Genomic DNA, 26,297 nt, shown 5'->3' with positions numbered 1-26,297 from the left:
TTATGAAAAAAATCGTTTTTGCTTTACCTGGAAATGAAATACTTACGGAAATACTTATTCATAAAGAAAAAGCCGAGAAAGGCTTCATAGAAATAAGAGCATTCCCGGACGGGGAAACCTATGTTCGCATCTTATCTGATGTAAAAGATAAAAAAGTAATCCTGGTGTGTACACTTCATAATCCGGATTCAAAATTACTCCCTTTGTATTTTATGGCAAAAACAGCAAAAGAATTAGGCGCTAAAACCGTTACTCTTATTGCGCCTTACCTTTCATATATGCGGCAGGACACTGTATTTCAACCTGGGGAAGCGGTAACTTCAACATACTTTGCCCATATTATTTCAAGTATGGCAGATACTTTAATAACTATAGACCCTCATTTACATAGAAGAAGTTCTCTATCAGAAATATACACCATCCCATCGAGAGTTGAACATGCCGCAAACCATATTTCTTCATGGGTAAAATACACTATTGAAAACCCTATTTTAATAGGTCCGGATAGTGAAAGTGAACAATGGGTTTCTGAAGTTGCTAAAAATGCAAATGCCCCTTATATAATACTAACTAAAGTAAGACATGGAGATCGAGACGTGGAAATTTCAGTCCCTTTAATAGAAAAATACAAGGACTTTACACCAGTTCTAGTAGATGATATAATCTCTACGGGAAGAACAATGATTGAAACCATTAAACGTCTAAAAACTGCAGGAATGAAACCACCAATATGCATAGGAGTTCATGCCGTTTTTGCTGGAAATGCATATCAAGAAATATTAAATTCAGGTGCCAAAGAAATAATTACCTGCAATACCATTCCACATGAAAGCAACAGGATTGACATCAGTGATTTACTTTTAATTTGATGTTTATTAAAAGATTTGAAAGTAATAACTATAATAATCCTAAAGGAATCATACCCTCTAATACTTCAACTAATTAACTGTAAAACCGACAAACCACACCTAAAAACTCTGAAAACCAGCATAATAATCGTATATTTGAGTAACCTATTCTTGTTAAAAATTAATTCATAGCTACTTAATGAATAGTATTTTTAAAATAATCGAAGCATTAAAATTATTTTTAATTGAAATTGGCGAACTCACCTATTTTGCCGGTCGCTTTTTTAAAGAGGTTTTTAAACGCCCTATGGAATTTAAAGAATTCCTTAGGCAATGTTATAATATGGGAAACCGTTCTCTACTTCTTGTTTCGGTAACGGGTTTTATAATTGGATTAGTTTTCACCTTGCAATCCCGACCTACACTTCAAGAATTTGGCGCAGTTTCCTGGATGGCCTCAATGGTAAGTATTTCGATTATTCGAGAAATAGGTCCAATTATTACCGCTTTGATCTGTGCTGGACGTATTGGGTCAGGAATTGGCGCTGAATTAGGTTCGATGCGTGTTACAGAACAAATTGATGCTATGGAAGTTTCAGGGACAAATCCGTTTAAATACCTAGTTGTTACCAGAATATTAGCCACAACTTTTATGCTTCCCGTTTTGGTTTTTTTTGGCGATGCGATTGCTATTTACGGTTCGTTTTTGGTTGAAAACATAAAAGGGGATGTTTCTTTTTTGTTGTATTACAATAAAGTTTTTGACGCCTTGGAATTTAGTGATTTAATACCTGCAACCATTAAAACTTTCTTTTTTGGATTTGCCATCGGATTAGTTGGTTGTTTTAAAGGGTATTATTGTAAAAAAGGGACAGCTGGCGTGGGACTTGCGGCAAATACCGCAGTGGTTTTTACTTCAATGCTCCTGTTTATTATAGATTTTGTAGCCGTCTTTGTAACTGATATTTTTTATGATTTATAACTAATTATGAATGAACCTTCTCTAAATAAGCGACCAATTATAGCAATCAGTGACTTAAAAAAAAGTTATGGAGACAACCATGTGCTTAATGGATTTAATATGGTTTTGAATGAAGGGGAAAACCTGGTTATTATGGGGAAATCAGGTTCAGGAAAGTCAGTAATGATAAAATGCTTAATAGGGCTTGAAGCTCCAGATAGTGGAACAATTGAGGTAATGGGTGAGAATATTGGTGAATTAGATCGCTCTTCTTTAGATGAACTTCGAACAGAAATTGGGTTTCTTTTTCAAGGTAGTGCCCTTTATGATTCGATGACTGTAAGAGAAAATCTTGAATTCCCATTAAGACGCCACACTAAAAAATTTGGTGTTTTAAAAGACACTACACCATTAGTGTTAGAAGCATTAGAAAACGTTGGTCTGGCACATACAATCAATTTAATGCCTGTAGAATTATCAGGCGGGATGAAACGCCGAGTTGCCTTGGCAAGGACATTAATCCTTCAGCCCAAGATTATTCTTTATGACGAACCCACTACAGGGCTAGATCCCATAACAGCTAAGGAAATTATACAGCTTATGACTTCTATCCAAAAAAAATACAATACTTCCGCTCTTATCATTACACATGATGTGGATTGTGCCAGAGCGATTTCGAATAGAATGATATTATTAGTTGACGGAATCAATTATGCTGAGGGAACTTACCAAGAACTATCAATTTCAACGGACCCAAAGGTTCAAGCTTTTTTTAAATAAGTATAGATATGGAAAAAACGACATCGCAAAAAATACGACTTGGCCTTTTTGTAATTATAGGTTTATTGCTATTTATTTTAGCCATTTATTTCATTGGTAACAAACAACAAATGTTTGGTAAAACCAGTCATTTAGAAACCGTTTTCAACAATGTAAATGGATTACAATTAGGGAATAATGTACGCTATTCAGGAATAAAAGTTGGAACTGTTCAAGGAATCGATATGGTTAATGACACCACCATTATAGTGGATATGATTATTGACAAATCTATTTTTAAACATATAAAAAAAGATGCAATTGCTACTATTGGTTCTGATGGTCTAGTAGGAAGTATGGTTATAAATATTGTCCCAGGAGAAGGCACAATGCCTGCAGTTAATCCTGGAGATCAAATTCGTTCTTTAAATCGCATTCGAACAGATGATCTTTTAAACACATTGAGCGTGACCAATCAAAACGCAGCACTTCTTACAGGAAATTTACTCACAATTACTGATGAAATTATTAAAGGAAAGGGAACTGTGGGTGTATTATTAAATGATACCCTCATAGCGAAAGACTTAAAACAAACTATGTCTTATTTAAAAACAACAAGTAAAAATTCCTCTGAATCCTTAACAAAATTAAACCAACTCATTAGCTCATTGGATAAAAAAGATAATATAATTGGCGTTTTAAAAGATACGGCTGTAGCCAATAAAATTAAAAATATAGTAGGTAATTTAAACAAGTCAAGCACCGAAATAAATAAGGTGGTAGCCAACCTTAACAAGACTATTATAAACGCTAAAGAAGGTAAAGGAGCTTTAAACTATCTTTCGAATGACCCTAAACTGGTTAAAAAAATAGACTCGACAATGACTAATGTCAATGAAGCCAGCAAACGATTAAACGAAAATCTGGAGGCATTAAAACATAATTTTTTATTTAGAGGGTATTTTAGAAAACTAGAAAAAAAGAAATTAAAGGAACAGAAAAAAACAGCAGACTAGTTTACAGCCGTTTACAAAAAAACGAAAAGTCCTTTTGTTTTTTAAAACTACAAATCTTTGTGTTAAACAACCTAAAGCACTATCTTACATCGCCCTTTGTATCAGTTTAATACCGATTACAAACAAAATAACAATTTAAAAATACCAATTTATAACCCTATGACGATCATAATTTCTTTTTGTATTTTGCTGCTGGTCGCTTACTTATTTGACCTTACCGCTTCAAGGACAAAAATTCCTTCAGTAATATTATTACTTCTATTGGGTTGGTTTGTTAGACAAGCAACCATTTTTTTTGATATTAATCTCCCAGACCTTACATCAACACTACCGGTTTTAGGAACAATTGGACTTATCTTGATTGTTCTAGAAGGTTCGCTAGAACTGGAACTCAATAAGTCTAAAATTGATTTGATAAAAAAATCTTCTCTGGGAGCCTTTCTCCCATTGATAGTATTGGCTTTTTCTTTGGCTTTTCTGTTGCAGTATTATGGTGGATATTCTTTTAAAGACAGCTTGACAAATGCTATTCCTTTTTGTGTAATAAGCAGTGCTATCGCCATACCAAGTGTAAGAAACCTAACTTCAGGGCAAAAAGAATTCATTATTTACGAGAGTAGTTTATCTGATATTTTTGGGGTAGTCTTCTTCAACTTTATTGCTTTTAACAGCAGTTTTGGGCTAGATACTTTTGGGTATTTCTGTTTAGATATCCTAATTATCATCGTTATCTCATTCGTGGCCACTATATTACTTTCATTTCTATTGAATAAAATTGATCATCACATTAAATTTGTTCCAATTGTTCTACTTATAATCTTGATCTATGAAGTTTCAAAAATATACCACTTACCTGCGCTTATTTTTATTTTAGTATTTGGATTATCTATTGGTAATTTGGACGAGTTAAAGCATTTAAAATGGTTTGAAAGCTTTCGTCTTGACTTATTGAATAAGGAAGTTTCAAAATTTAAAGAACTTATAGTTGAAGCAACATTTTTAGTTAGAGCCTTATTCTTTCTTCTTTTTGGTTATTTGATCGAAACGGCTGAAATCATCAATACGGATACATTAGTTTGGTCCATTGGGATAGTATTCCTGATTTTTGTTTTACGATTAATTCAATTAAAACTATCTAAAATGCCAATGTCTCCTTTGCTGTTTGTAGCGCCTAGAGGATTAATTACCATCTTGTTATTTCTTTCTATAACCCCAGAAAACATGGTATTATTAGTAAATAAATCATTGATTATACAAGTCATTTTATTGACCGCATTTATTATGATGATAGGATTAATGGTAACAGCTAAAAAAAGGGATTCAATATTACAAGAAAGAAGAAGAAAAAGAGAATTAGAGGAGGAAGTCCAATAGTTTACATTTCAAAAACATATTTTCAATAAAAAATCCGCCTTAGCGGATTTTTTTAGTTTTATATACTTTTTAAAGCGTTTATAAGCAAATCAACATCTTCCTTTGAGTTGTAATGACTAAAAGAAATACGTAAACTTGGTTTTTTCAAATCTTCCATTGAAAGCATTTCCGCAAGTACGTGAGATGCCTTTATACTCCCACTTTGACAGGCGCTTCCGCGTGAAACCGCAATTCCTTTCATATCTAAATGAAATAAAATCATAGCCGTTTTCTCGTCCGAAAAGGGAAGTAAAACATTGACCATATTATAAAAACCATCTGAAACACCATTGATGGAAAAGGCCGGAAACTCAACCTCAAGAGTTTCTATCAAATAACGTCTCAATTCGGAAATATGATTTCTTTCAGCATTTAAATTAGCATACGAAAACTCCAAAGCTTTTGCTATTCCAGCAATTTGATGTACCGCTTCAGTACCTGCACGCATTCCTTTTTCCTGTTCTCCACCAAAGAAAAGAGGTTGTAATCCGGAATTTTTTCGAACAAAAGCAAATCCAATACCTTTAGGCCCGTGAAATTTATGTGCACTAGCAACTATAAAATCAACGTTCAACTTTTGCAAATCAAGCTCCGTTTTCCCTATAGATTGAACCGTATCCGAATGAAACAATGCATTATGCTCCTTACAGATAACCCCTACTCTTTCTAAGTCTAAAACGGTTCCTATCTCGTTATTCACATGCATTAAGCTCACTAAAGTCTTATGCCCTTGTGAAAGTAATTCAACCAAGTCCGTAATATCGATTTCACCATTTGGTTTTATAGCCACATAATCCAGCTGAATATCAAATTCCTTTTGTAGGGCTTGAGCAGTATACAAAACCGCATGATGCTCAATCTTACTTGTGATTATTCGCTCAACCTTTAAATCTTTAACAGCTGAACGAAGAATCCAGTTATTAGCCTCTGTACCACAAGAAGTAAATATAATTTCTTGTGCCGAAGCGTTTAAATTTTTAGCAATTGTTTTTCTGGAAAGTTCCAAAACACTCTTGGCATTTCGGCCAAAACCGTGTGTTGATGATGGATTACCAAAATCCTCAGTCATCACTTTAGTCATTTCCTGAATTACTTCTGGGCGAATCTGGGTAGTTGAGGCATTATCGAGATATACTTTTTTCATTTATAAATTTTTAACTTTCGTCTGAAATACAATACTTTATGATTAAACAATTCTAATTTTATAATTACAAAAAGAATAGCAACTATTACTAGAAAAACACAAAGATAATGATTTCTATTCGCTTCAAAATTATTCATAATCAGCAATAATATAATCAAACAATAATCACTTCTTTTAAAAAAAAACTAAAGACATAAAACTAAAAAGGAGGTTAATTTGAGCATTTTTGTTAAGGCATGTATCTAGAACAGATTAAAAATTCTATTTTTGTTTCAAATAAAAATAGAAATGAAAAGAGTTGTAAGCATACTGGCAATTGCGTTGTTACTAAACAGTTGTGATGACGGTGATTTAATACAGGAAGATATAAGTTTTGAAGAAGCTATTACACAAAGCTGCAGTACAAATAACATTATCTACAAACTAAAAGAAAGAGAAGCTTTACTTCTTGAAATCCCAAGTACATCCTTTGCAAATGACATAAGTCTAACCAATACAATTATAGACATTAATAGCAGTAATAGGGTGTATTATCGCTTTTATAACGGTACTGTTTCCGCAGCGAATATATGCGAAACCATACCTGCGGCAACTCCAATAGTTACTGACCAATGGATCGCTAGTAACGGAAAAATAAACATAAAAACTACGGCAATTAAGACAGTTAACACTACTGAAAACAGCAGCCGAATTACAGGATACAACCACAATATCTTTTTTAACAACATCACTTTCAACAAAAGCATTGGTACTCAATTTTACGAAACATTCCCTTTTGGAGACTATGTAACAACAGCAGTAACCTTGCCTTTTTTGTTTGACAAAACGGTTGAAATTTGCAGTAATTCTAATATTATTTACAACTATACAAGTAGTGAATCACTAACATTAGACATAGACAAAACCCTAATCTCAGACGTAGTTACACCATTAAACACTCCACGAATTGGAACTATTGGAACTACTAAAAACATCCTTACATACCGTTTATTTTCAGGTCTTTTGACTGGTACTTATTTCTGTAATACTACAGTTCCTACCACCCCTTCAATTAGTCAAGAATGGAATGCAGCAACTGGAATTTCAAACGTAAGTGGGATCATAGAAGTAACTACTACAACTAATGGACCAAATAGTTTTAAACACACAATCGTTCTTAAAAAGGTAACTTTCAAGAAGGGGAACAGTACCTTTTTACTAGGAGATAACTTTGTTTACGGAGACCTTTTAACGACCATTTAATCGTTTATTTTGAGTCAAAATAAAGACTCAAATCTAAAGAGAAAAGCACTCAAAAAACACCTAAATAATTCCAAAAAAAAGTCCCGTTTTACAGCTGTAAAACGGGACTTTTTTTGGACCAAAACTAAAGCCTATTTACTATTTTGCTTTATAAAAACCTCCGTTGCACCTTGACCATATCTTTGATAATTTCCTTCCTGAAAAGCAATATTATCATAGCGTCCTAATAAAAAATCAAGTTCGGCTTTAAGCACGCCTTCGCCAACACCATGTATAAAAACAATTTTTGGAATGCGATTGCGAATGGCAAATTCAATGTGTCGTTTTGCAGTATCCGTCTGTATTGTTAATATATCATAATTAGAAAGTCCGTGTTTATTTTTTACTAATTTTTCAATATGCAAATCAAATTCAGGAGCCGAAATTTCGTTCTTATCTTTGCGTTCTTTAACAAAACTTCTCGGTTTTGGAATCTCTTTCTCCTTCGCGGCCTCGCTTATATTAATGCTTCTAATAGAATTCATTAAGTTACTGGTTTCCTGTATTTTAATAAGCTCATTGACAAAAAATGTCATCACGAAACCATCCTCTGTTTCAATACTAATTTCCTTGTCTTTGACTGCGAGTACAACTCCATTTATAGCTTCATCAAGCACAGACACTTTATCTCCTTTACTAAACATCTTCGTTATCTTTTTCTTGGTTTTTACTTGGCGTCTTTGCACTCAATCGCATCATTCCATACATGAAAACGACGATTGCAATTACCATTACATATACATTTTTATCGTTACTTACTTGCTCATAGAAAGCCACTCCTATCGCAATTAACATAATTGGAAATATTATTTTTTTCATATTCTTAAATATCAGATTCCAAAAGTAATGAAATAAAAACAGTCCCCTATTTTAATAAAAAGGAATGCTGTATTTTTTTGTAAATTTGTAAAAAACAAATCCATTGAATTTAGAAAAATTTATGTTGCCTTGCTTGAGTAAAACGCTCTTCGGAATGGAGTGTTTGGGATGTGGTTTTCAAAGGGCTTTTTTGCTTCTTTTGAGAGGAGAATTTTCGGCCGCTTTTCAGATGTATCCAGCCATCTATTCCAGCCTGTTATTTTTTGGAATACTTGGGTTTCATTTTTTTTCGAAAAGTGTTTTTTCGAAAAAAATATTTCTTTGGGTGACTTTCCTAAATGTCCTAATTATGATTTTAGGATATGTTTATAAACACTATTAAATGACTTTGTTTTTTTTTACAAAAAAATGGACTTTGTAAAATGAGTTTTACTTTTTTATTCGAGTCAAAATATCATTCATCATTTCAATTTGAATTTTTTGAATTTCTATCAATTCTTCTTGTTGATGTTTTACTAAATGATCCAGCTTCTCATGAAGCATTCTAATCTCAAGTTCCGACTTTAAATTTATCATATAATCCTTTCTTGCTCTTTCTCGATCTTTTTCCTCTTGGCGGTTTTGGCTCATCATAATTACTGGAGCTTGAAGTGCCGCAAGGCAAGATAAAATCAAATTCAATAAAATAAACGGATAGGGATCAAATCCCTTATTGTACAGTATAAGTATATTAGCCAAGATCCAGAGAATTATAAAAACCCCAAATAAGATTATGAATTTCCAGCTCCCGCCAAAATCAGCAACTTTATCAGCCACAAACTGACCAAAAGTCCTACTCCCCGTTTCATCCTCGATTTGGATCACAGAAGCATCTTCTTTATCTAGATCCCTTAGTACCTTATCTTCAATCTCTGATAGCACCCCAATTTCATTTGTTAAATAGTTTGCAATGTATTTCTCCTTGTATAAATTAAGCTCATTGATCGATAAAAAATTTATCTCCTTTGATTTTGGATAATCATGTTTCATTAATTCCAGAATAGGTTTTCTAATAATCTTGGCAGATATTTTTTCGACCTCAGGAAATTCCTTTTCTGATAAATCACTGGTGAAATTTTTAGCAGACTTCATAATTTGCTTTTTTTAAGCGCTGTTTAAAGCATTTATTTTTAAATGAGACAACAAGACATAGGTTTGACTCGTTTTGTTTGTAAAACGAGTCCTATTTAGCTTAAACCCTGAAATTATATCAAAACTGCCGTCGAACTTATTTCGGCTTTTAGAACTTTAGACACGGGGCAGTTTTTCTCGGCTTTAGTAACTAACTCTTGAAAAGCAATATCTGAAATTCCGTTCACCTTTGCTTTTACGGATAGATGGGAGCCTATTATATTCCCGTCAACTAAATTTACATCACAGCGGGTTTCGATACTTTCTACCTCAAAACCTTCTTCACCAATAAAAGCAGAAAGCTGCATCGAGAAACATCCAGAATGAGCTGCGGCAATAAGCTCTTCAGGATTTGTCCCCACCCCTTCCTCAAAACGTGATTTAAAGGAATATTGTGTGTTATCCAATGTTTTGCTTTGTGATGTGATTTTCCCTCCACCTTCTTTAAGAGATCCTTTCCAAATTGCTGTTGCATTTCTTTTCATAATATTCTATTTTATATTTACTCAAATTTACTTCATTCCTACTAATTTAAACCTTTATAAACTATAATTTTAACTATAATTTACAAAAAAACAAAAAGCTATAATTCTAAAAAACAATTATTTACATTGCTCTTTAGAATTATAACATAAGAATGCATTTGTTTTAGAATGAAATTTAAAAAATAATAACCACTTACAAAATTCACATAAGAATTATCTGAATTTAGTTAGAATTGTGTATATTTGACTACATCGTTTTTTAAAATTTTAATTTCCCTTATTTTAATTGTGTCGTAAAAACACAGAAAGACTACCTTTTATACTTTTAAGCATTTTTTATTTAAAGAGTTTCGAAACTTATAGCAATAGAAAAATTGAGTTGTAATTAATCAATAAATAGGCGGACGTATGAAATTAAAAAGTAAACTTCTTAAAAAAACAGGTTTCCAAAAAATTTCTTTATTCTTTTTTGTTATTCTTGGTGCCTTATATATTTATTATACCTTATCGATAAATTTTAGAATTCAATCAGATGAATTCATTCAAATAACGCGCAGTATAGAAATAGGTTTGTCAAAGGATAATATAAAAAATGCCAAAACGAATACTGCTGAAAAGACAATTTTAACAAACACGTTAAACGATATTGTAGACTCAAACAACAATTTAAAATCAGCTTCGATTTATTCAATTCATAAAGGCAGTCCCGAAACGCTAATTGCTTCTAATAAAACTAAGGACGGTACTCCTTTCACACACAATCAACTTTTCAAATCCTCAAAAGAATTAGTATCAAATCCCATTATAGCAAGACAATGGAAAAGCCTTAGCGTAGTGGTTCCCATTAAAGAACTCAATACTTTACAAACTGCAACAGTATTAGTTATTGATTATGACCCTAAAATCTGGAATGCCATTTTATTTTATAACGTAATTGAATCCATCACAATCGTAATTCTTTTTCTCACAGCATTTTTCTTTTTAATTCGAATAAAATCGAATAACATTAAACTAAAAAAAGATCTTTCCACAAGAAAAGAGATGGAAAACAAACTACGAGAAAGCGAAATAAAATACCGCAGTCTTTTTGATAATGTACAAGATGTTTTTTATCGAACCGATTTAGAAGGTAATTTCTTAGAAGTAAGTCCGTCCATAAAACAATTTACTAATCTCAACAAAGAAGAATTAATGCAGTTTAAAGTGGTTGATTTTTATGAAAATCCACGAGACCGTTTTAAAATGATTAATTTGATTTTGAAAGAAGGAGAATTGAGGGATTATGAGTTAAAGTTAAAAATGAAATCAGGCATTATTAAATATGCTTCCATTAATGCAAAATTAATTCTAGACGCGTCAGGAAACCCTAGTCATATTGATGGCGCTTTAAGAGATATCACTGACCGGGAACAAGCCAAGGAAAAACTCATTGAAAGCGAATACCGCCTAAGAACCATCATAGAAACTGAGCCGGAATGCATCAAAATAGTGGACGAAAACGGGAAATTAGTAATGATGAACCCAGCCGGACTTGCAATGATTCAGGCCGATTCATTAGAACAGGTTCTTGGCAACACAGTTACCGATGTCATTGCCCCAGAATACCGTAGAACTTTTGCCAAGATGCACAAACGGATACTGGCAGGGGAATCGATGCGAAGAGAATTTGAAATACTTGGTCTCAAAGGCAGGAGACTCTGGTTAGAAACTAATGCGGTACCCATGTTATACCACGGTAAAGTGGTACATCTCGCTCATACTCGAAACATCACTGAACGTAAGTTAGCAGAAGAAAAACTTAGAAGAAGCGAACTGTTTTTAAAAGAAACGCAAATTATTGCCCGACTTGGAACTTATGTTTTGAATATTCAAGATGGTAGTTGGTCGAGTTCAAACATATTAGATAGCATTTTAGGACTAGATTCCTTTGATACAATTTCAACTCTTAGTTGGACTAGTGTAATTCATCCAGATTACAAAGAATTGATTCAAGATCATTTTATAAATGATGTACTTTCAAAAAAATCTAATTTCAACAAAGAATTTAAAATTTTATGCAAAGCAAACAAAGAGGAACGATGGGTTCATGTTTTAGGAGAAATTTTATTTAACGAATTGAATAATCCTTTAAAAATGATCGGAACCGTTCAAGACATTACTGAACAGAAAAAAGTTGAAGCTGAACTGATAATTGCTAAAGAGAAAGCAGAAGAAAGTGACCGATTAAAATCAGCCTTTTTAACTAACATGAGTCATGAGATAAGAACTCCAATGAATGGAATTCTTGGTTTTGCTGAATTACTAAAAGAAGTAAATCTATCCAATGAAGAGAAATCAGAATATATCGAAATCATCGAAAAAAGTGGCGTCCGAATGCTTAACATCATTAATGATATTATTGATGTATCCAAAATTGAATCAGGATTGATGAAAGTTAGTATTGCAGAAACCAATATAAACCACATATTGAATCATATCTATCGTTTCTTTAAACCTGAGGCAGAAAATAATGGAATCCAACTTACGTATATCAACCCATACCCTTTAAAAGAAATTATTGTCAAAACAGATAAAGAGAAAGTATATGCCATATTGACTAATCTAGTTAAAAACGCAATAAAATTCACCCAATCAGGAACTATTGAAATAGGTTTTCAAATAAAAGCCGTAAAACAAAACACAACCGGTATGTCAGAATACTTGTTTGAACCATTTGAATTAGAATTTTATGTAAAAGATACTGGCTCAGGAATAGACGAAAATCATCAAAGCCTTATTTTTGACAGGTTCAGGCAGGTATCAGAATCTTATACTCGAAATCATGAAGGAGCTGGTTTAGGTCTCTCGATTTCAAAATCATTTGCAGAAATGTTAGGAGGAAAAATGAATGTTAAAAGTACAATAGGAATAGGAAGTACTTTTTTCTTTACACTTCCCCACAACGGTAATGAGATCAATATAGAAAAAGAAATAATTTCAGTTTTGTCATCAAAAAACAGCACTAAAATTAAAAAATTAAAAATTCTAATTGCGGAAGACGATGAAATTTCAGCAAAACTACTTACACTAACAACAAAAAAATTCTGCAAAGAAATCATAAGAGCTCGCAATGGCGCTGAAGCAATTGAAATATGTAAATCACATCCAGATATTGATTTAATTTTAATGGATATGCAAATGCCAGAAATGAACGGTCTTCAAACCACATTAAAAATACGTGAATTTAATACCGAAGTTATTATTATCGCACAAACCGCCTATGCGTTTTCTAAAGATAAGAAAAGAACAATCGATTCAGGATGCAATGATTACCTCTCAAAACCAGTAAACAAGGAAAGTTTGTTATTGCATATGCAAAAATATTTTACCGAAGTTAAATCCTCCGAGGTATTAGTTTGATCTAAATTTATTAAAAGGAATAAAGCTTTACCCCTATTTTGTCTAGCTAATATCTTTTATGTAAAGATGTTAGTACATGCGATTCCATTTGTAACAAACTATTCTAAAGCTTTGGGTTTATTTGATTTAATTCTTGCTGGATAGTTTATGTTACTTTGCTTTTCAATCCAATGGAAAAAGGAATGCCAAATACCTTTAAAAAAGTTCGATTATACGAATCAAGGGTTCGAATGTGCCTATCGGCACTAAATACAGGCTTTCAACCCTTGATTTGCATTGATTTTAAAAAAATACACTATTCTATTAGAAGACATTCAATTATCTTGACGTTAGCTCAAAATAGTTCAATATCTTTGTGGCTGTTTTTTATTGGAACACCTATTTTTATGTCAACAGACAACAAACACCTATTACCCCACTACATTCTACAAATTTCTTTGTACAAGTGTTGTTGCTGTCTCTAAAAAACAACCTACATTTATTCTTTTCATTTACTAATTCAATCCTATAATCGAGATGAAAGATCTGATTATCAAAAATATTAGCTCCTTAAAGAGCCATTTTTCCATTAATTATGGAATCAAAACAAAAACAGAAGCTTTTGCTGAAAAATTATTCTTTACACTTTTTGATTCGAATGCTCCTCTTAGCGAAAGCATCGATGAACTGGAGAGACAATTTAAAGAAATCTCAGTAATCGCCTGCAAAAAACCAAAAGGAATTTGCGATTCTATTTGGGATCAATATTTGGCAAAATTGCCATCAGTATTAGAGCAGTTAAATCAAGATGCGCAATACATCCTGGAAAACGATCCTGCTTCTAACAGTATTGAAGAGGTCTATCTAGCCTACCCCGGATTTTATGCTATTGCCATTTACCGTTTAAGCCACGAATTATATCTATTGGATCTATTATTGTTCTCCAGATTAATGAGTGAATATGCCCATCGCATAACCGGAACCGACATTCATGCAGGAGCAACCATAGCTTCTCCTTTCTTTATTGATCATGCAACAGGAATCGTAATAGGTGAAACTACGATTATCGAAAAAAACGTGAAAATTTATCAAGGGGTAACTCTAGGAGCGTTGAGTGTGAACAAGGATATGAAAAACACTAAAAGACACCCTACCGTGGAGAAAAACGTTTGCATTTATGCCAATGCAACTATTCTGGGAGGAGAAACCGTAATAGGAAAAAATAGTGTAATTGGTGGAAATGCTTGGGTTACCAAATCCATTCCTGCTAAATCAATGGTATTAAATACCACAACAACTGAAGTAAAAATTAAAGAGATCCGATAATATGAATCCTCAAAAATTATTAAAACTAATTGGAAATACACCATTAGTGGAAACTACCAATTTAATAGAAAACAAAAACGTAAAACTTTTATTGAAACTCGAAGGCAACAATCCTGGAGGTAGTGTAAAAGACAGAGCAGCTTATAATATGATTGTTTCCGCCTTAGAAAGAGGGGATATTAAAAAAGGAGATAAGCTCATCGAAGCCACCAGTGGTAACACCGGAATTGCACTGGCTATGATTGCCCAGTTATTAAATCTAGAAATAGAACTTGTACTACCTGAAAACTCGACCAAAGAGCGCACCCAGACAATGCGTGCTTATGGGGCAACGGTTATTTTAACTCCAGCAAGCGAAGGGATTATTGGATCCAGAGATTATGCCGACAAAAAAGTAGCCGAAGGTGGTTATTTTATGTTAAATCAGTTTGCCAATGACGACAACTGGAAAGCACATTATAAAACTACAGGGCCAGAGATATGGAATGACACCCAAGGAACTGTTACACATTTTGTCTCGGCTATGGGGACTACAGGAACAATTATGGGGACATCAACTTACTTGAAAGAACAAAATCCTAACATTCAAATCATAGGTGCACAACCGGCAGATGGCTCCCAAATTCCAGGAATTAGAAAATGGCCCCAGGAATACCTGCCTAAAATTTTTAATCCCTCAAAAGTGGATCGCATTATGGAAGTAAGCGAACAGGAAGCTCGAGATATGACAAAGAGATTGGCACTCGAGGAAGGGATTTTTGCAGGAATGAGCAGCGGCGGTGCCGTTGCTACAGCTATAAAAGTGGCCAATGAATTGGAATCAGGGGTTGTGGTTGCCATAATTTGTGATCGAGGAGATCGTTATTTATCCTCGGATTTGTTTGATTAAAAAATTTTATTCACTAAAAGTCATAAAACCAAAAAAAGCCAGTTCGAATTGAATCGAACTGGCTTTTGCTTTAGGGTTATTTAAATCTATTACTGTTTAATTAATCGAACTGTTTTGCGGTTCGTTCCTTGACTAATAATAGTTATATACGTTCCTGATTGCAAATCTTCACCAAACTGGATAGCTTGATCATTACTTTTTTCAATGTGTTTCACTAATCTACCTAGTAAGTCGTAAACCTGTACTTCTACTTTCTCACCGCTTCCTCCTTCTATAGCTAATGTAAATTGATTGAAAGATGGATTTGGGTAGGCTATTACTTTGATTTCTGAAGCTACTACAGCCAATGGCTCTTTTATAGTTTCATTTTTCACTGTAGCTTGTTTAGCTACTAATGAACCACCACCACCAACAACATTAATTTCACCATTAAAAATTAATTTATTTACAGTTGTAGCATTTGTTGCGTTGAAACTATTTGAGTACCAAATTCCTCCAGCTTTACGATACAAAGTGATTCCTATTTCATCAATTGGACTTGATGTAGTTATACCACCATCTCTCATTTTTAATTCAAATGATGCACCACCCTCAATAGCAACACTAGTTCCATCTTTAAGGATCTCATTTAAATTGGCCTTACTTGTAAACGTTGCGTTTACATTTTGAAGATTCAAGCCTGCAATAGCATTACTCGCAATTTCATAATAATGATTCTCACCATCAAGTATTCCAAATCTATTATAATTACTTGTAAAATAAATTTTGGCCTTCCCTTGAGGGTTTTTTAAAGATTTATTATACTTAACATCAAAAGAGAAGCGTGTTAATGTATTTGCTTCACCTTTAATCAAACCTGATGTAGCATAAGAAGTTGAAGCAGTTGGTCCTGCACCTGTAGTTACGTTTATATCTGCATTTCTTACATTTCCAGCACCCATAATAAATCCGCCAGGTAATGGTCTTGAAATAGATACTTGTGTTTGAGATCTTGCAGCATAAGGATCATTTTTATATCCTCCACTTACAATTACTGCAATTCTAAATTCATTGGCATCAGCATTTCCAATACTCATTTGTACTATGGCACTTGCCACACCTATAGACCCATCGTTAATATCGATTAAACCTACTGGTAAGTTTTGAGCTCCAGGTATTGGAGTTATTGACATCCCATTTACATAAGCAAATGTTATTCTCGCACCACGTACATCTCCACCAGGAACATTGTTGTCTTTAATCGCAGCAGCCAGCATAACTGTTCCTGAATTAGAAGTAACACTTGTAGTCCAAGCAAAAACTTGACCTGTATAGAAACCATCTGCATCAATTGGATCAACATTTTTCTGAAGTACTGTCAAAGGTTTAGTTGCACTCGTACTTCCTGAATAATTTTCGTTTGTACTAGTGAAAACAGCTCCAACAATATAATCTCCAACACCAATGGTTGATGGCAATTGTGTTATTACCGTTGCTTCTAGCATACCATCTGTAGCACCTGGCACAGGGTGTGCAGTAGCTGTAATTTCAAATGAACCGATTGTAAACTTAACAGCACCTGTTAAAGCGGTAGCAGTATGGTTAGGTACAACACGAGCTGTCATGGTAAACATGTCCATAAATCTAACACTTGCAGCACTTGTAATAAGTGTTGTAGTAGTAGAAGCTGGAGTAATTGTTCCTTCTAGCTTAGTAATATACTCAATAGTATAATTACCACCCATATTATTTCCATCGTTGATCACTAAACCACTAGGTACTAAAACTTTACCCGTACCAACTAAGGCATCCATATAATCTTGTTTTATGACCGTTGTTTCTACATCACCTGGGGCCAATGGATCACATGCTGGTTTTCTAGAAGAAATCATATTACCGTCATATACTTTTGAATAAGCTAATGCAGTAACCCTAACATTTTTCTTCGTAATTACACCTGTATTATTGGTAACATAAGTAATCGAATAGTTGTAACCATTATTACCATCGTTGATAGTAGCAACATTTGCACTTAACTCTTTAGATGTTCCAACGTGCTTGTTGTCAGTTGTTTGAGAAGCAATATTACTATATGTATCTGCACTTGTTCCTACTCCTTGTAATGCATCTCTTAAAGGTAAAACTGAAGAACTAGTTGTTCCATCGTATACCTTAGTATCTTGCTGAGCTGTTATACTAATTAGTCTTACACTTATTACTGAAGTTGTAGTAGCGACAGAAGTTAAGTTATAGTTTGCTGCTTGTGCACCCGTTATTGTTGCACCTTCTAAAGCTACTGCTTTACCATCACCAACATGTTTGTTGTTAAAAGTTGCTGTACCACCTTCTAATGAAACAACGTCTGCTCCAATAACTCCTACTAATGCACGACTATTTGTTGTAACTACTGCATTAGTTGTTGCATCATACATTTTGTTTTCTGCAGAGAAACTACCTGTAATGTCTTTTTTACCGATTACGATTGCTGCAGTTCCTAAAGCATTATTGTAGTTTGTCCCTCCTGCAAATGACCAGCTGGTAGAACCTCCAGGTACATTCGTGTGAGAAGTTGTAAAACTTAAACCTGACGATAAATCAGTACTGTTAACACCTGTAGCTGTTCCACTTGCTGTATGAGCAAAAGTGTCATAATCCGCTGAGTAATCAACGATTGCTATAGTAGCAGTAGCTTTTCCAATTTCTAATGAACCGTTTACTGTCGTAGCTGTGTAGTTAGCATTGTCTAAAGACGCTGATGCTGGATAATCTCCTGCATTCATTCCTGAACCACTTACAGTTACGCCTGTTACTCCCACTGGAGTTATAGAAGCCGTAGCTGATTTTGAAGTAGCATCATATGTATGACCTGTTAAGTTTCCTAATACCAAAGTAGCAGTAGCCTTACCAATAGTTACATTAGCTGTACCATTAGCATTATTATAGTTTGTCCCTCCTGCAAATGACCAGTTGGTAGAACCTCCAGGTACATTCGTGTGAGAAGTTGCAAAACTTAAACCTGACGATAAATCAGTACTGTTAACACCTGTAGCTGTTCCACTTGCTGTATGAGCAAAAGTGTCATAATCCGCTGAGTAATCAACGATTGCTATAGTAGCAGTAGCTTTTCCAATTTCTAATGAACCGTTTACTGTCGTAGCTGTGTAGTTAGCATTGTCTAAAGACGCTGATGCTGGATAATCTCCTGCATCTGTTCCAGATCCTGTTACAGTCACTCCTGTTACTCCCACTGGAGTTATAGAAGCCGTAGCTGATTTTGAAGTAGCATCATATGTATGACCTGTTAAGTTTCCTAATACCAAAGTAGCAGTAGCCTTACCAATAGTTACATTAGCTGTACCATTAGCATTATTATAGTTTGTCCCTCCTGCAAATGACCAGTTGGTAGAACCTCCAGGTACATTCGTGTGAGAAGTTGCAAAACTTAAACCTGACGATAAATCAGTACTGTTAACACCTGTAGCTGTTCCACTTGCTGTATGAGCAAAAGTGTCATAATCCGCTGAGTAATCAACGATTGCTATAGTAGCAGTAGCTTTTCCAATTTCTAATGAACCGTTTACTGTCGTAGCTGTGTAGTTAGCATTGTCTAAAGACGCTGATGCTGGATAATCTCCTGCATCTGTTCCAGATCCTGTTACAGTCACTCCTGTTACTCCCACTGGAGTTATAGAAGCCGTAGCTGATTTTGAAGTAGCATCATATGTATGACCTGTTAAGTTTCCTAATACCAAAGTAGCAGTAGCCTTACCAATAGTTACATTAGCTGTACCATTAGCATTATTATAGTTTGTCCCTCCTGCAAATGACCAGTTGGTAGAACCTCCAGGTACATTCGTGTGAGAAGTTGCAAAACTTAAACCTGACGATAAATCAGTACTGTTAACACCTGTAGCTGTTCCACTTGCTGTATGAGCAAAAGTGTCATAATCCGCTGAGTAATCAACGATTGCTATAGTAGCAGTAGCTTTTCCAATTTCTATTGAACCGTTTACTGTCGTAGCTGTGTAGTTAGCATTGTCTAAAGACGCTGATGCTGGATAATCTCCTGCATCTGTTCCAGATCCTGTTACAGTCACTCCTGTTACTCCCACTGGAGTTATAGAAGCCGTAGCTGATTTTGAAGTAGCATCATATGTATGACCTGTTAAGTTTCCTAATACCAAAGTAGCAGTAGCCTTACCAATAGTTACATTAGCTGTACCATTAGCATTATTATAGTTTGTCCCTCCTGCAAATGACCAGTTGGTAGAACCTCCAGGTACATTCGTGTGAGAAGTTGTAAAACTTAAACCTGACGATAAATCAGTACTGTTAACACCTGTAGCTGTTCCACTTGCTGTATGAGCAAAAGTGTCATAATCCGCTGAGTAATCAACGATTGCTATAGTAGCAGTAGCTTTTCCAATTTCTAATGAACCGTTTACTGTCGTAGCTGTGTAGTTAGCATTGTCTAAAGACGCTGATGCTGGATAATCTCCTGCATTCATTCCTGAACCACTTACAGTTACGCCTGTTACTCCCACTGGAGTTATAGAAGCCGTAGCTGATTTTGAAGTAGCATCATATGTATGACCTGTTAAGTTTCCTAATACCAAAGTAGCAGTAGCCTTACCAATAGTTACATTAGCTGTACCATTAGCATTATTATAGTTTGTCCCTCCTGCAAATGACCAGTTGGTAGAACCTCCAGGTACATTCGTGTGAGAAGTTGCAAAACTTAAACCTGACGATAAATCAGTACTGTTAACACCTGTAGCTGTTCCACTTGCTGTATGAGTAAAAGTGTCATAATCCGCTGAGTAATCAACGATTGCTATAGTAGCAGTAGCTTTTCCGATTTCTATTGAACCAGTTACTGCTTCAGCCTGATAGTTAGCATTGGTTAATGAAGCGGATACCGGATAACTTCCTGCATCTGTTCCTGAACCTGTTACAGTTATTCCTGTTACTCCTGATGGAGTTATAGAAGCCGTAGCTGATTTTGAAGTAGCATCATATGTATGACCTGTTAAGTTTGTTAATGTTAAAGTAGCAGTAGCTTTTCCGATTGTAAAGATCACAGTTTGTGTACTTCCTAAATGGTTAGCACTTTCAGCATAAGTATAACTTGCTGAAGCAGTATTAACACCTGCAGCAACGTTATTTAAATAAGATGCTGTTGGAGTTAAACTCAAATTAGCACCTGTTAAACTTACTGTTGCTGGCTCAATAACCGAACCTGTGTATGTGAACGGAGCATCATTGATAGTAACAACTGTTTCAGTTGCTGCTTTACTAATTGTAAATGTATGTGCACTAGTAACAGCAACATTATAATTAACACCTGCAGTTGCACTAGCTACAACCTGATAGCTACCAGCATTTGTAGGCGCAGTAGCAGATGAATAGGCAGTTCCGTTTGTATTTGTATATAATAATGAAGTGCTACCATCCCCATTATAGGAAATCGTTGCAGGTCCTTGAGCTAAACCGTTATAAGTAAAAGTTTGGGTTCCTGTTACACTTATCGTTGGTGTAGCTTTATTTACAGTAAAACTCTGATCTACATTTGGCGCTGCGTTATAACTTGCATTACCTGACTGTGCAGCTCTTACTACCACACTTCCAGCTCCGGTAATTGTTATTGTATTCCCAGAGATTGTGGCAGGACCGCTAACTATACTGAAACTAATAGCTAAGCCTGACGTCGCAGTAGCGGAAACGCTAAATGGAGCATCACCATAAGTCTTTGTTCCTGGGTTAGTAAACGTTATTGTCTGGTTTACTTTAGCCGGACCATTAGCCACGGTCAAAATTCCAAGACCCGCTTCAAAATAATCAGTGATTATATTAGTAGCGCCAGAATCTGTACCCCCATATGTACCGGCTGGCATACTCACTCCTCCTAATGTTAATGTATTTGCAGTAGAACTAAAAGCATTTAATTTTGCTTTTACACCACTATTAATAGTAAGTCTACCATTTATAGCAAGAGTAGCTGCAAATGTTTTAACACCCGAACCACTTAAAGCTACATTAGCATAAATAGAATTGAATTTAACCACGTTTTGAGTAGCTCCGTTGTATTCAACTATACTAGTTGTTGAAAACGTATTGGTGTTTTTAGTACCAGTTATATTAATTGCACCAGAAACAGTAAGTCTACTATTAACGCCACTTAAATTTAAATGTGTAGTACCATTTGTTCCTGTACTTAAATTTAAATTATTTGTTATAATTGTACCGCTATCATCTACTGATATTTCTGCAATTTTATTATCTGCATCACTAGAAGTCAAATTTAAATTGTTTCCAACAGTTAAAGTATATTGTTTAATACCAAACGAAAATATAATATATACCAATTTTGATAATTGGTTTTTTTATGTTATATTTGGACTATATTATAAAAGTAATCATGGCGCATGCAAAAATTTTGGTAATTAAGGAAACCGAAAAAGAAATAAAAAATCTGCTCAAACAATCTATTCCGTTTATTGGTCAACGTTTGAGAGTTCTGCTGATTTTGAAGCAAAACGAAAAAGTAGGGATTTCTAAACGTGAGGTTGCTAAATTAGCTGTGGTTGACCCTAATAGCGTTCAGAATTGGAGGACATTATACCTTAATTCTGGAATTGAGGGTTTGATGAAGCATCAAAAAACAGGTTTTAAGCCGTCGGCTTTTAATGCTATTGAACACAATATGTTGGAAACAAAACTCAACGACCCTCAAAATGGACTTCAAGGCTATGTTGAGCTTAAAGATTGGATTGAAAAAGAATCAGGGAAGACTTTCAATTACAATACGTTGCTTTATTATTGCATCAGGAATTTTAAATCAAGTGTAAAAGTAGCCCGCAAAAGTCACGCCAAAAAGACGAAGATCAGGGAATCTCTTTTAAAAAGACTTCGGACGAATCTGTCAAGAAATAGCACTAAATACGGTGGGTGATTTTGACTCTGTAAACTTGTATTTTCAAGATGAATCGCGTTTTGGTTTGTTCACTCGAAACGGAAAATCAGTTACTGCTATTAGTGTTAAGCCGATTTGTGCTTTCCAACAAGTTTTTAAATCAACTTGGCTTTCTGGAGCTTTTTCGCCCATAACTGGAGACCATTTTCAATTAATACTCCCACATTGCAACGCTGATAATTTTCAAGTTTTTTTAGATAATTTCTCAAAGGAAAATCCGAAAGAACTCAAAATAATGGTGCTGGATAATGGAAGGTTTCATAAGGCAAAAAAATTAATCATTCCTGAAAATATTGTTTTGGTTTTTCTACCACCATATAGTCCAGAACTTAATCCCGCTGAAAAAATGTGGGCAAAATACAAACGAGAATTTTCTAATAAATTTTATAATTCATTGGAAGATGTAGAAGATTTCATTACTAATGTCGTAAAAGCTACAAGCAAAAAAGAGGTAATGAGTATCTGTGGATATAGCTATGTATTTTTAGATAAAATTTGGGCCATATAATACATGTGTTTGGTATAACTTCAATTTTTGAAGTACCACTTCCGCTTTGGACTGCAGCAATATTTATAGTATTAGCACTCGCATTAGCATTTAATGTAACCGCTTTTTTATCGTTTACTGTTACGAAATCCCCTGCACCAGGAAATCCGCTTTCGTTCCAGACATTAGGTGTTGAATTCCAATTACCTCCATTTTTAACTGTAAAGGTTGCGTCCGTAAAATGGTTTTCTGCTGTAAGACCAGAAGAATTCCCTATAGCACTCATTAAAAATGCGATACCTAAATGACGTTGTTGTGTCATAAATTGATTGTAAACTAACGAACCGTTTGAATCTGCCTGAACGGTAAAATTCAAAAGAGCTTCATCAATAGATGGAATTTCTTTTAAAGTAAAAGACACCATTTCATTAGGATACCATCCAGTACCCGAAATTGTAACAATTTCACCTGGGGCATAATCTGCCTTATCCGTAGTGACAGTCGCCTGCCCAAAAGCCCCGGAGGCAAAAAATAAATTACTAATTAAAAAAACAAGGGTAAAAAATCTGGGGGTAAGTAGAAATGTTTTCATATTTATCGAATAAAAATTTATAAAATAACGAACACGATATAACAAACTGAAAAAATAAAATCTATAGAGTGGGGAGTTCTATTATTGATTTTATGTTAAAATATATAATGGAATTACAGCCAAATTCATATTTACGCAACAAAAAAAAATCGCAACTGCGTAATATTCATACATTTGAATACTAATTTATATAATTAACAATTACATCGTTAATACATTTATCATATTTCCGATGAAAGTGTTAAAAAAAACTTCGAATGACATTCGTGTCATCAAATAAAAACGTAAAATTCATACAAACATAAAAGCGTTAATTTCATTTATGAGTTCACAGATCAAAATGTGAATTAAAATAAAAAACAAATACTTGATACACAGTTAATTAAAAACACATCTATCACATATACAATAGTATACGAAACCGCTTTAAAGCTCGTCATTCTCATAAAAAACAGGAATAAGAAGGCTGGTTTTATACTTTACACCCTTATTTTCCGTTTATACAGAAATTGAAACCGAAATGAAAAAGTTAATTCTACTACTCTGCCTACTTTCTCTAATAGCATGTAAATCCAAAAAAGCAAAAGAAAAAATTGAAAGAGAAAATATGGCCGAGCTACTGATAAAAGCAGAAGCCAATGAAGCGCTAAAGGCCAAAGCCTATAATTTAGGTAAAAGAGTGTTATTGACATGCAATACCTCAACATTCAAACAATTTACCCGAGACGAAGCTACAGACAAAGTCATTGCAAACACCACGCTTAGCCGCCTTAGTAAAACTTGTGCGAAATTCCGTCAAAACTACGGTACCTTCATCGATCTCCGACTAATAGAAGTCATCCCAAATGAGGATGGTCAATCCATCATTTATAGATTTAAAGCTGATTATTCAAAGAAAGTGGCTAATAAAGAACTGAGAGTGACTATGGATAAAGACAATAAGGTTTCGGCTATTGTTTCAAAAGACTGGAAAGATAATTTTGAAGAATAGAAATCTTAGCCGTTAGGGGAAATTGGTTTTTAATGATGATTTTCGTCAGTTCGAGTGATCCCGATTTTGGGAGGGATTGTATCGAGAACAAGAAAATTTAGAATTAAAAACGGTTCTCGATACATTTTTTCATTTCGTCACTTCGAGTATTTCAAAATTTTTTATTTTGAAATGTATCGAGAAGCAGGTACACTACCAATGACGTTTTGTTGAAAATAAAAAATTATGTTTTACTAATTTTCTTTTTTGCTTGATCAAAAAAGAAACAAAAAAATCAAGTCTACACTCCCTCGTCGGTCAAATTAGTTCTCGAATACTAAAAGAAAAGAACTCGCTGCGCTCAAACAGCTTTTCTTTTTACGTATTCTTCAAACATTTGACGCTCGACTGCGGAAGCTAAGGACAACTGAACCTCTTAAACAACAGCATTTTAGTTTGTAATCGAATTCAACTTTAAACCTCAAATGTCATTTAATATTACTTTTTTATGAAAAAATCACACCTCGAAGTGACGTGCAACAAATTATATATCGAAAACCAATTATAGACACAAAGAATTGGTTCATTCGAAAATGACTTTGAAATTATGGCTATATACTGAAATAAACAGCATTAATTTTTAACCATTTAAGAAATATAAGAGGATTTAAGCGAGGCTTAAAAATCAATAACTTATATGTCCTTATATTTCTCATATGGTAAACTATTTGTTAACGGTGGAATTCTAATTATCTGTTTGAATATAAATACAAATTAAAAATACTGTGCTTTATAGAATTAATCCGAAATTATTTTAGCTAGATTTGCTTCGGAACATCTATTGTTAGTGACTAGGATTTTTTCTAAAATAACCCAGTCCATTTCAAAATCTTTTATGGAAAAACGAAACAAAGTACAAGACTGGCCCAATCTAAACAAATACCAAAAAGCCAATTCGATTTTTCAAAACTCGGTGCTTAATGATAAGCGAGTAGTATTTCTGGGAGATTCTATAACCGAGTTTTGGAGCCGTGAAGCACCAGAGTATTTTGAAAATCATCATTATATTAATAGAGGAATCAGCGGCCAAACAAGTCCGCAACTATTACTGCGTTTTAGAGCCGATGTCATTGCATTAAAACCTAGTCTCGTTGTTATTTTAGCAGGTGTCAATGATATCGCCGGTAATACGGGACCTTCAACATTAGAAATGATAACAGATAACCTTTTCTCGATGGTGGATTTGGCGAAAGCCCATCACATAAAAGTCATTCTCTGCTCGATTTTACCAGCTAATGATTTTATATGGCAACCCAATCAAGAACCTGCAAATACCATTATTGAGTTGAATACTCTTCTAAGTAGTTATGCTACTGCCAATGAAATTACATTTGTCGATTATCACACGGCAATGACTGATGATAAAAAAGGACTGCCCCTAGCCTATTCTAAAGATGGCGTGCATCCTAACAAAGCTGGTTATGAAATAATGGCGCCTTTGATAGAGAAAGCGATACAAAATGCTCTCGCTACACAATAACCACAAATTCCTATATAACAAAAACCCAATCACTATTTCTAGGATTGGATTCTTGTTTTCACATTAATCATTTACTTTATGAGCCAACTCAACGAGATGATGATTTTTCGTCAGTTCGAGTGATTCCGCTTTTGGGGGGCGAGATTTTATCGAGAAGCAGGTACACTACCAATTAAGTTTTTTTGAAATTATAAAATTATGTTTTACTAATTTTCTTTTTTGCTTGATCAAAAAAGAAACAAAAAAATCAAGTCTACACTCCCTCAT

At 34.2% G+C, this 26,297-nt stretch carries 21 protein-coding genes; 14 read left to right on the top strand and 7 right to left on the bottom strand.

Features of this window, described 5'->3' with window-relative positions:
• Window positions 1-2 precede the first annotated feature (2 nt).
• The 5 genes from FLAK523_RS08905 (at window position 3) to FLAK523_RS08885 (ending at window position 4,958) form a co-directional block, all read left to right on the top strand.
• Entirely contained in the window at window positions 3-869 is an 867-nt protein-coding gene (locus tag FLAK523_RS08905; protein WP_248902743.1) for a ribose-phosphate pyrophosphokinase, read from the top strand.
• 178 nt (window positions 870-1,047) lie between these two features.
• Window positions 1,048-1,830, top strand: coding sequence for an ABC transporter permease (locus tag FLAK523_RS08900; protein WP_248902742.1), 783 nt, complete (start codon window positions 1,048-1,050; stop codon window positions 1,828-1,830).
• 6 nt (window positions 1,831-1,836) lie between these two features.
• On the top strand, window positions 1,837-2,589 hold the full coding sequence (locus FLAK523_RS08895; protein ID WP_248902741.1) for an ABC transporter ATP-binding protein: 753 nt from the start codon (window positions 1,837-1,839) through the stop codon (window positions 2,587-2,589).
• Window positions 2,590-2,597: 8 nt separating this feature from the next.
• The gene (locus FLAK523_RS08890) at window positions 2,598-3,584 is read left to right on the top strand and encodes an MlaD family protein (protein WP_248902739.1); all 987 of its coding nucleotides are present in this window, start codon (window positions 2,598-2,600) and stop codon (window positions 3,582-3,584) included.
• Window positions 3,585-3,743: 159 nt separating this feature from the next.
• Window positions 3,744-4,958 carry a cation:proton antiporter gene (locus FLAK523_RS08885; protein ID WP_248902714.1) on the top strand — a complete coding sequence of 405 codons (1,215 nt, stop codon included), beginning with the start codon at window positions 3,744-3,746 and terminating at the stop codon, window positions 4,956-4,958.
• A gap of 58 nt (window positions 4,959-5,016) precedes the next feature.
• Here FLAK523_RS08885 and FLAK523_RS08880 read toward each other — a convergent pair whose 3' ends face one another.
• Window positions 5,017-6,141 (bottom strand): cysteine desulfurase family protein, encoded by a 1,125-nt coding sequence (locus FLAK523_RS08880; RefSeq protein WP_248902713.1) that lies wholly within the window; start codon window positions 6,139-6,141, stop codon window positions 5,017-5,019.
• A gap of 288 nt (window positions 6,142-6,429) precedes the next feature.
• Between FLAK523_RS08880 and FLAK523_RS08875 the strand changes: the two genes are divergently transcribed.
• Complete coding sequence (locus tag FLAK523_RS08875; RefSeq protein ID WP_248902712.1) at window positions 6,430-7,383, top strand: hypothetical protein; 954 nt, start codon at window positions 6,430-6,432, stop codon at window positions 7,381-7,383.
• Between the two features lie 131 nt (window positions 7,384-7,514).
• Here FLAK523_RS08875 and FLAK523_RS08870 read toward each other — a convergent pair whose 3' ends face one another.
• Both FLAK523_RS08870 and FLAK523_RS08865 read right to left on the bottom strand, forming a co-directional pair.
• Window positions 7,515-8,066, bottom strand: a complete 552-nt coding sequence (locus FLAK523_RS08870; RefSeq protein ID WP_248902711.1) for a Smr/MutS family protein — start codon at window positions 8,064-8,066, stop codon at window positions 7,515-7,517.
• Window positions 8,059-8,241: a hypothetical protein gene (locus FLAK523_RS08865; RefSeq protein WP_248902710.1), complete on the bottom strand. Its 183-nt coding sequence runs from the start codon at window positions 8,239-8,241 to the stop codon at window positions 8,059-8,061. Before FLAK523_RS08865 ends, FLAK523_RS08870 begins: the two co-directional genes overlap by 8 nt.
• 121 nt (window positions 8,242-8,362) lie before the next feature.
• Between FLAK523_RS08865 and FLAK523_RS08860 the strand changes: the two genes are divergently transcribed.
• Entirely contained in the window at window positions 8,363-8,623 is a 261-nt protein-coding gene (locus FLAK523_RS08860; protein WP_368670302.1) for a DUF2752 domain-containing protein, read from the top strand.
• A 47-nt stretch (window positions 8,624-8,670) separates the two neighbouring features.
• Here FLAK523_RS08860 and FLAK523_RS08855 read toward each other — a convergent pair whose 3' ends face one another.
• Window positions 8,671-9,372 (bottom strand): DUF1003 domain-containing protein, encoded by a 702-nt coding sequence (locus tag FLAK523_RS08855; RefSeq protein ID WP_248902708.1) that lies wholly within the window; start codon window positions 9,370-9,372, stop codon window positions 8,671-8,673.
• Between the two features lie 113 nt (window positions 9,373-9,485).
• Window positions 9,486-9,896: an OsmC family protein gene (locus FLAK523_RS08850; RefSeq protein ID WP_248902707.1), complete on the bottom strand. Its 411-nt coding sequence runs from the start codon at window positions 9,894-9,896 to the stop codon at window positions 9,486-9,488.
• Window positions 9,897-10,304: 408 nt separating this feature from the next.
• Between FLAK523_RS08850 and FLAK523_RS08845 the strand changes: the two genes are divergently transcribed.
• The 3 genes from FLAK523_RS08845 (at window position 10,305) to cysM (ending at window position 15,489) form a co-directional block, all read left to right on the top strand.
• Complete coding sequence (locus FLAK523_RS08845) at window positions 10,305-13,295, top strand: hybrid sensor histidine kinase/response regulator (RefSeq protein ID WP_248902706.1); 2,991 nt, start codon at window positions 10,305-10,307, stop codon at window positions 13,293-13,295.
• Window positions 13,296-13,811: 516 nt separating this feature from the next.
• Window positions 13,812-14,600 (top strand): serine O-acetyltransferase EpsC, encoded by a 789-nt coding sequence (epsC, locus tag FLAK523_RS08840; RefSeq protein ID WP_248902704.1) that lies wholly within the window; start codon window positions 13,812-13,814, stop codon window positions 14,598-14,600.
• Between the two features lies 1 nt (window position 14,601).
• Window positions 14,602-15,489 (top strand): cysteine synthase CysM, encoded by an 888-nt coding sequence (gene cysM, locus FLAK523_RS08835; protein WP_248902703.1) that lies wholly within the window; start codon window positions 14,602-14,604, stop codon window positions 15,487-15,489.
• Window positions 15,490-15,578: 89 nt separating this feature from the next.
• Here cysM and FLAK523_RS08830 read toward each other — a convergent pair whose 3' ends face one another.
• Window positions 15,579-21,833, bottom strand: a complete 6,255-nt coding sequence (locus FLAK523_RS08830; protein ID WP_248902702.1) for an MBG domain-containing protein — start codon at window positions 21,831-21,833, stop codon at window positions 15,579-15,581.
• A 20-nt stretch (window positions 21,834-21,853) separates the two neighbouring features.
• On the opposite strand from FLAK523_RS08830, the gene FLAK523_RS08825 reads away from it, so the two are divergent.
• Together FLAK523_RS08825 and FLAK523_RS08820 are read left to right on the top strand one after the other, a co-directional pair.
• Window positions 21,854-22,420 (top strand): hypothetical protein, encoded by a 567-nt coding sequence (locus tag FLAK523_RS08825; protein WP_248902700.1) that lies wholly within the window; start codon window positions 21,854-21,856, stop codon window positions 22,418-22,420.
• A complete protein-coding gene (locus FLAK523_RS08820; RefSeq protein ID WP_248902447.1) occupies window positions 22,413-22,949 on the top strand; it encodes an IS630 family transposase in 537 nt (178 codons plus the stop codon). Before FLAK523_RS08825 ends, FLAK523_RS08820 begins: the two co-directional genes overlap by 8 nt.
• Here FLAK523_RS08820 and FLAK523_RS08815 read toward each other — a convergent pair.
• On the bottom strand, window positions 22,876-23,520 hold the full coding sequence (locus tag FLAK523_RS08815) for a hypothetical protein (protein WP_248902698.1): 645 nt from the start codon (window positions 23,518-23,520) through the stop codon (window positions 22,876-22,878). The two genes, FLAK523_RS08820 and FLAK523_RS08815, sit on opposite strands and share 74 nt — an antisense overlap.
• Before the next feature lie 520 nt (window positions 23,521-24,040).
• Here FLAK523_RS08815 and FLAK523_RS08810 point away from each other — a divergent pair.
• Both FLAK523_RS08810 and FLAK523_RS08805 read left to right on the top strand, forming a co-directional pair.
• Complete coding sequence (locus FLAK523_RS08810; protein ID WP_248902696.1) at window positions 24,041-24,511, top strand: hypothetical protein; 471 nt, start codon at window positions 24,041-24,043, stop codon at window positions 24,509-24,511.
• An 874-nt stretch (window positions 24,512-25,385) separates the two neighbouring features.
• Window positions 25,386-26,030 (top strand): SGNH/GDSL hydrolase family protein, encoded by a 645-nt coding sequence (locus tag FLAK523_RS08805; RefSeq protein WP_248902695.1) that lies wholly within the window; start codon window positions 25,386-25,388, stop codon window positions 26,028-26,030.
• Window positions 26,031-26,297: the final 267 nt, after the last annotated feature.

This window comes from Flavobacterium sp. K5-23, from assembly GCF_023278045.1.
Classification (GTDB): Bacteria; Bacteroidota; Bacteroidia; order Flavobacteriales; family Flavobacteriaceae; genus Flavobacterium.
The sequence above is the reverse complement of the archived record's forward strand: the minus strand, read 5'-3'. Positions and strand labels throughout refer to the sequence as shown.

Bases quoted from the DNA above. Each gene is read 5' to 3' on its own strand.
- FLAK523_RS08905 (WP_248902743.1), top strand. From the start codon at position 3: ATGAAAAAAATCGTTTTTGCTTTACCTGGAAATGAAATACTTACGGAA.
- FLAK523_RS08900 (WP_248902742.1), top strand. From the start codon at position 1,048: ATGAATAGTATTTTTAAAATAATCGAAGCATTAAAATTATTTTTAATT.
- FLAK523_RS08895 (WP_248902741.1), top strand. From the start codon at position 1,837: ATGAATGAACCTTCTCTAAATAAGCGACCAATTATAGCAATCAGTGAC.
- FLAK523_RS08890 (WP_248902739.1), top strand. From the start codon at position 2,598: ATGGAAAAAACGACATCGCAAAAAATACGACTTGGCCTTTTTGTAATT.
- FLAK523_RS08885 (WP_248902714.1), top strand. From the start codon at position 3,744: ATGACGATCATAATTTCTTTTTGTATTTTGCTGCTGGTCGCTTACTTA.
- FLAK523_RS08880 (WP_248902713.1), bottom strand. From the start codon at position 6,141: ATGAAAAAAGTATATCTCGATAATGCCTCAACTACCCAGATTCGCCCA.
- FLAK523_RS08875 (WP_248902712.1), top strand. From the start codon at position 6,430: ATGAAAAGAGTTGTAAGCATACTGGCAATTGCGTTGTTACTAAACAGT.
- FLAK523_RS08870 (WP_248902711.1), bottom strand. From the start codon at position 8,066: ATGTTTAGTAAAGGAGATAAAGTGTCTGTGCTTGATGAAGCTATAAAT.
- FLAK523_RS08865 (WP_248902710.1), bottom strand. From the start codon at position 8,241: ATGAAAAAAATAATATTTCCAATTATGTTAATTGCGATAGGAGTGGCT.
- FLAK523_RS08860 (WP_368670302.1), top strand. From the start codon at position 8,363: ATGTTGCCTTGCTTGAGTAAAACGCTCTTCGGAATGGAGTGTTTGGGA.
- FLAK523_RS08855 (WP_248902708.1), bottom strand. From the start codon at position 9,372: ATGAAGTCTGCTAAAAATTTCACCAGTGATTTATCAGAAAAGGAATTT.
- FLAK523_RS08850 (WP_248902707.1), bottom strand. From the start codon at position 9,896: ATGAAAAGAAATGCAACAGCAATTTGGAAAGGATCTCTTAAAGAAGGT.
- FLAK523_RS08845 (WP_248902706.1), top strand. From the start codon at position 10,305: ATGAAATTAAAAAGTAAACTTCTTAAAAAAACAGGTTTCCAAAAAATT.
- epsC (WP_248902704.1), top strand. From the start codon at position 13,812: ATGAAAGATCTGATTATCAAAAATATTAGCTCCTTAAAGAGCCATTTT.
- cysM (WP_248902703.1), top strand. From the start codon at position 14,602: ATGAATCCTCAAAAATTATTAAAACTAATTGGAAATACACCATTAGTG.
- FLAK523_RS08825 (WP_248902700.1), top strand. From the start codon at position 21,854: ATGTTATATTTGGACTATATTATAAAAGTAATCATGGCGCATGCAAAA.
- FLAK523_RS08815 (WP_248902698.1), bottom strand. From the start codon at position 23,520: ATGAAAACATTTCTACTTACCCCCAGATTTTTTACCCTTGTTTTTTTA.
- FLAK523_RS08810 (WP_248902696.1), top strand. From the start codon at position 24,041: ATGAAAAAGTTAATTCTACTACTCTGCCTACTTTCTCTAATAGCATGT.
- FLAK523_RS08805 (WP_248902695.1), top strand. From the start codon at position 25,386: ATGGAAAAACGAAACAAAGTACAAGACTGGCCCAATCTAAACAAATAC.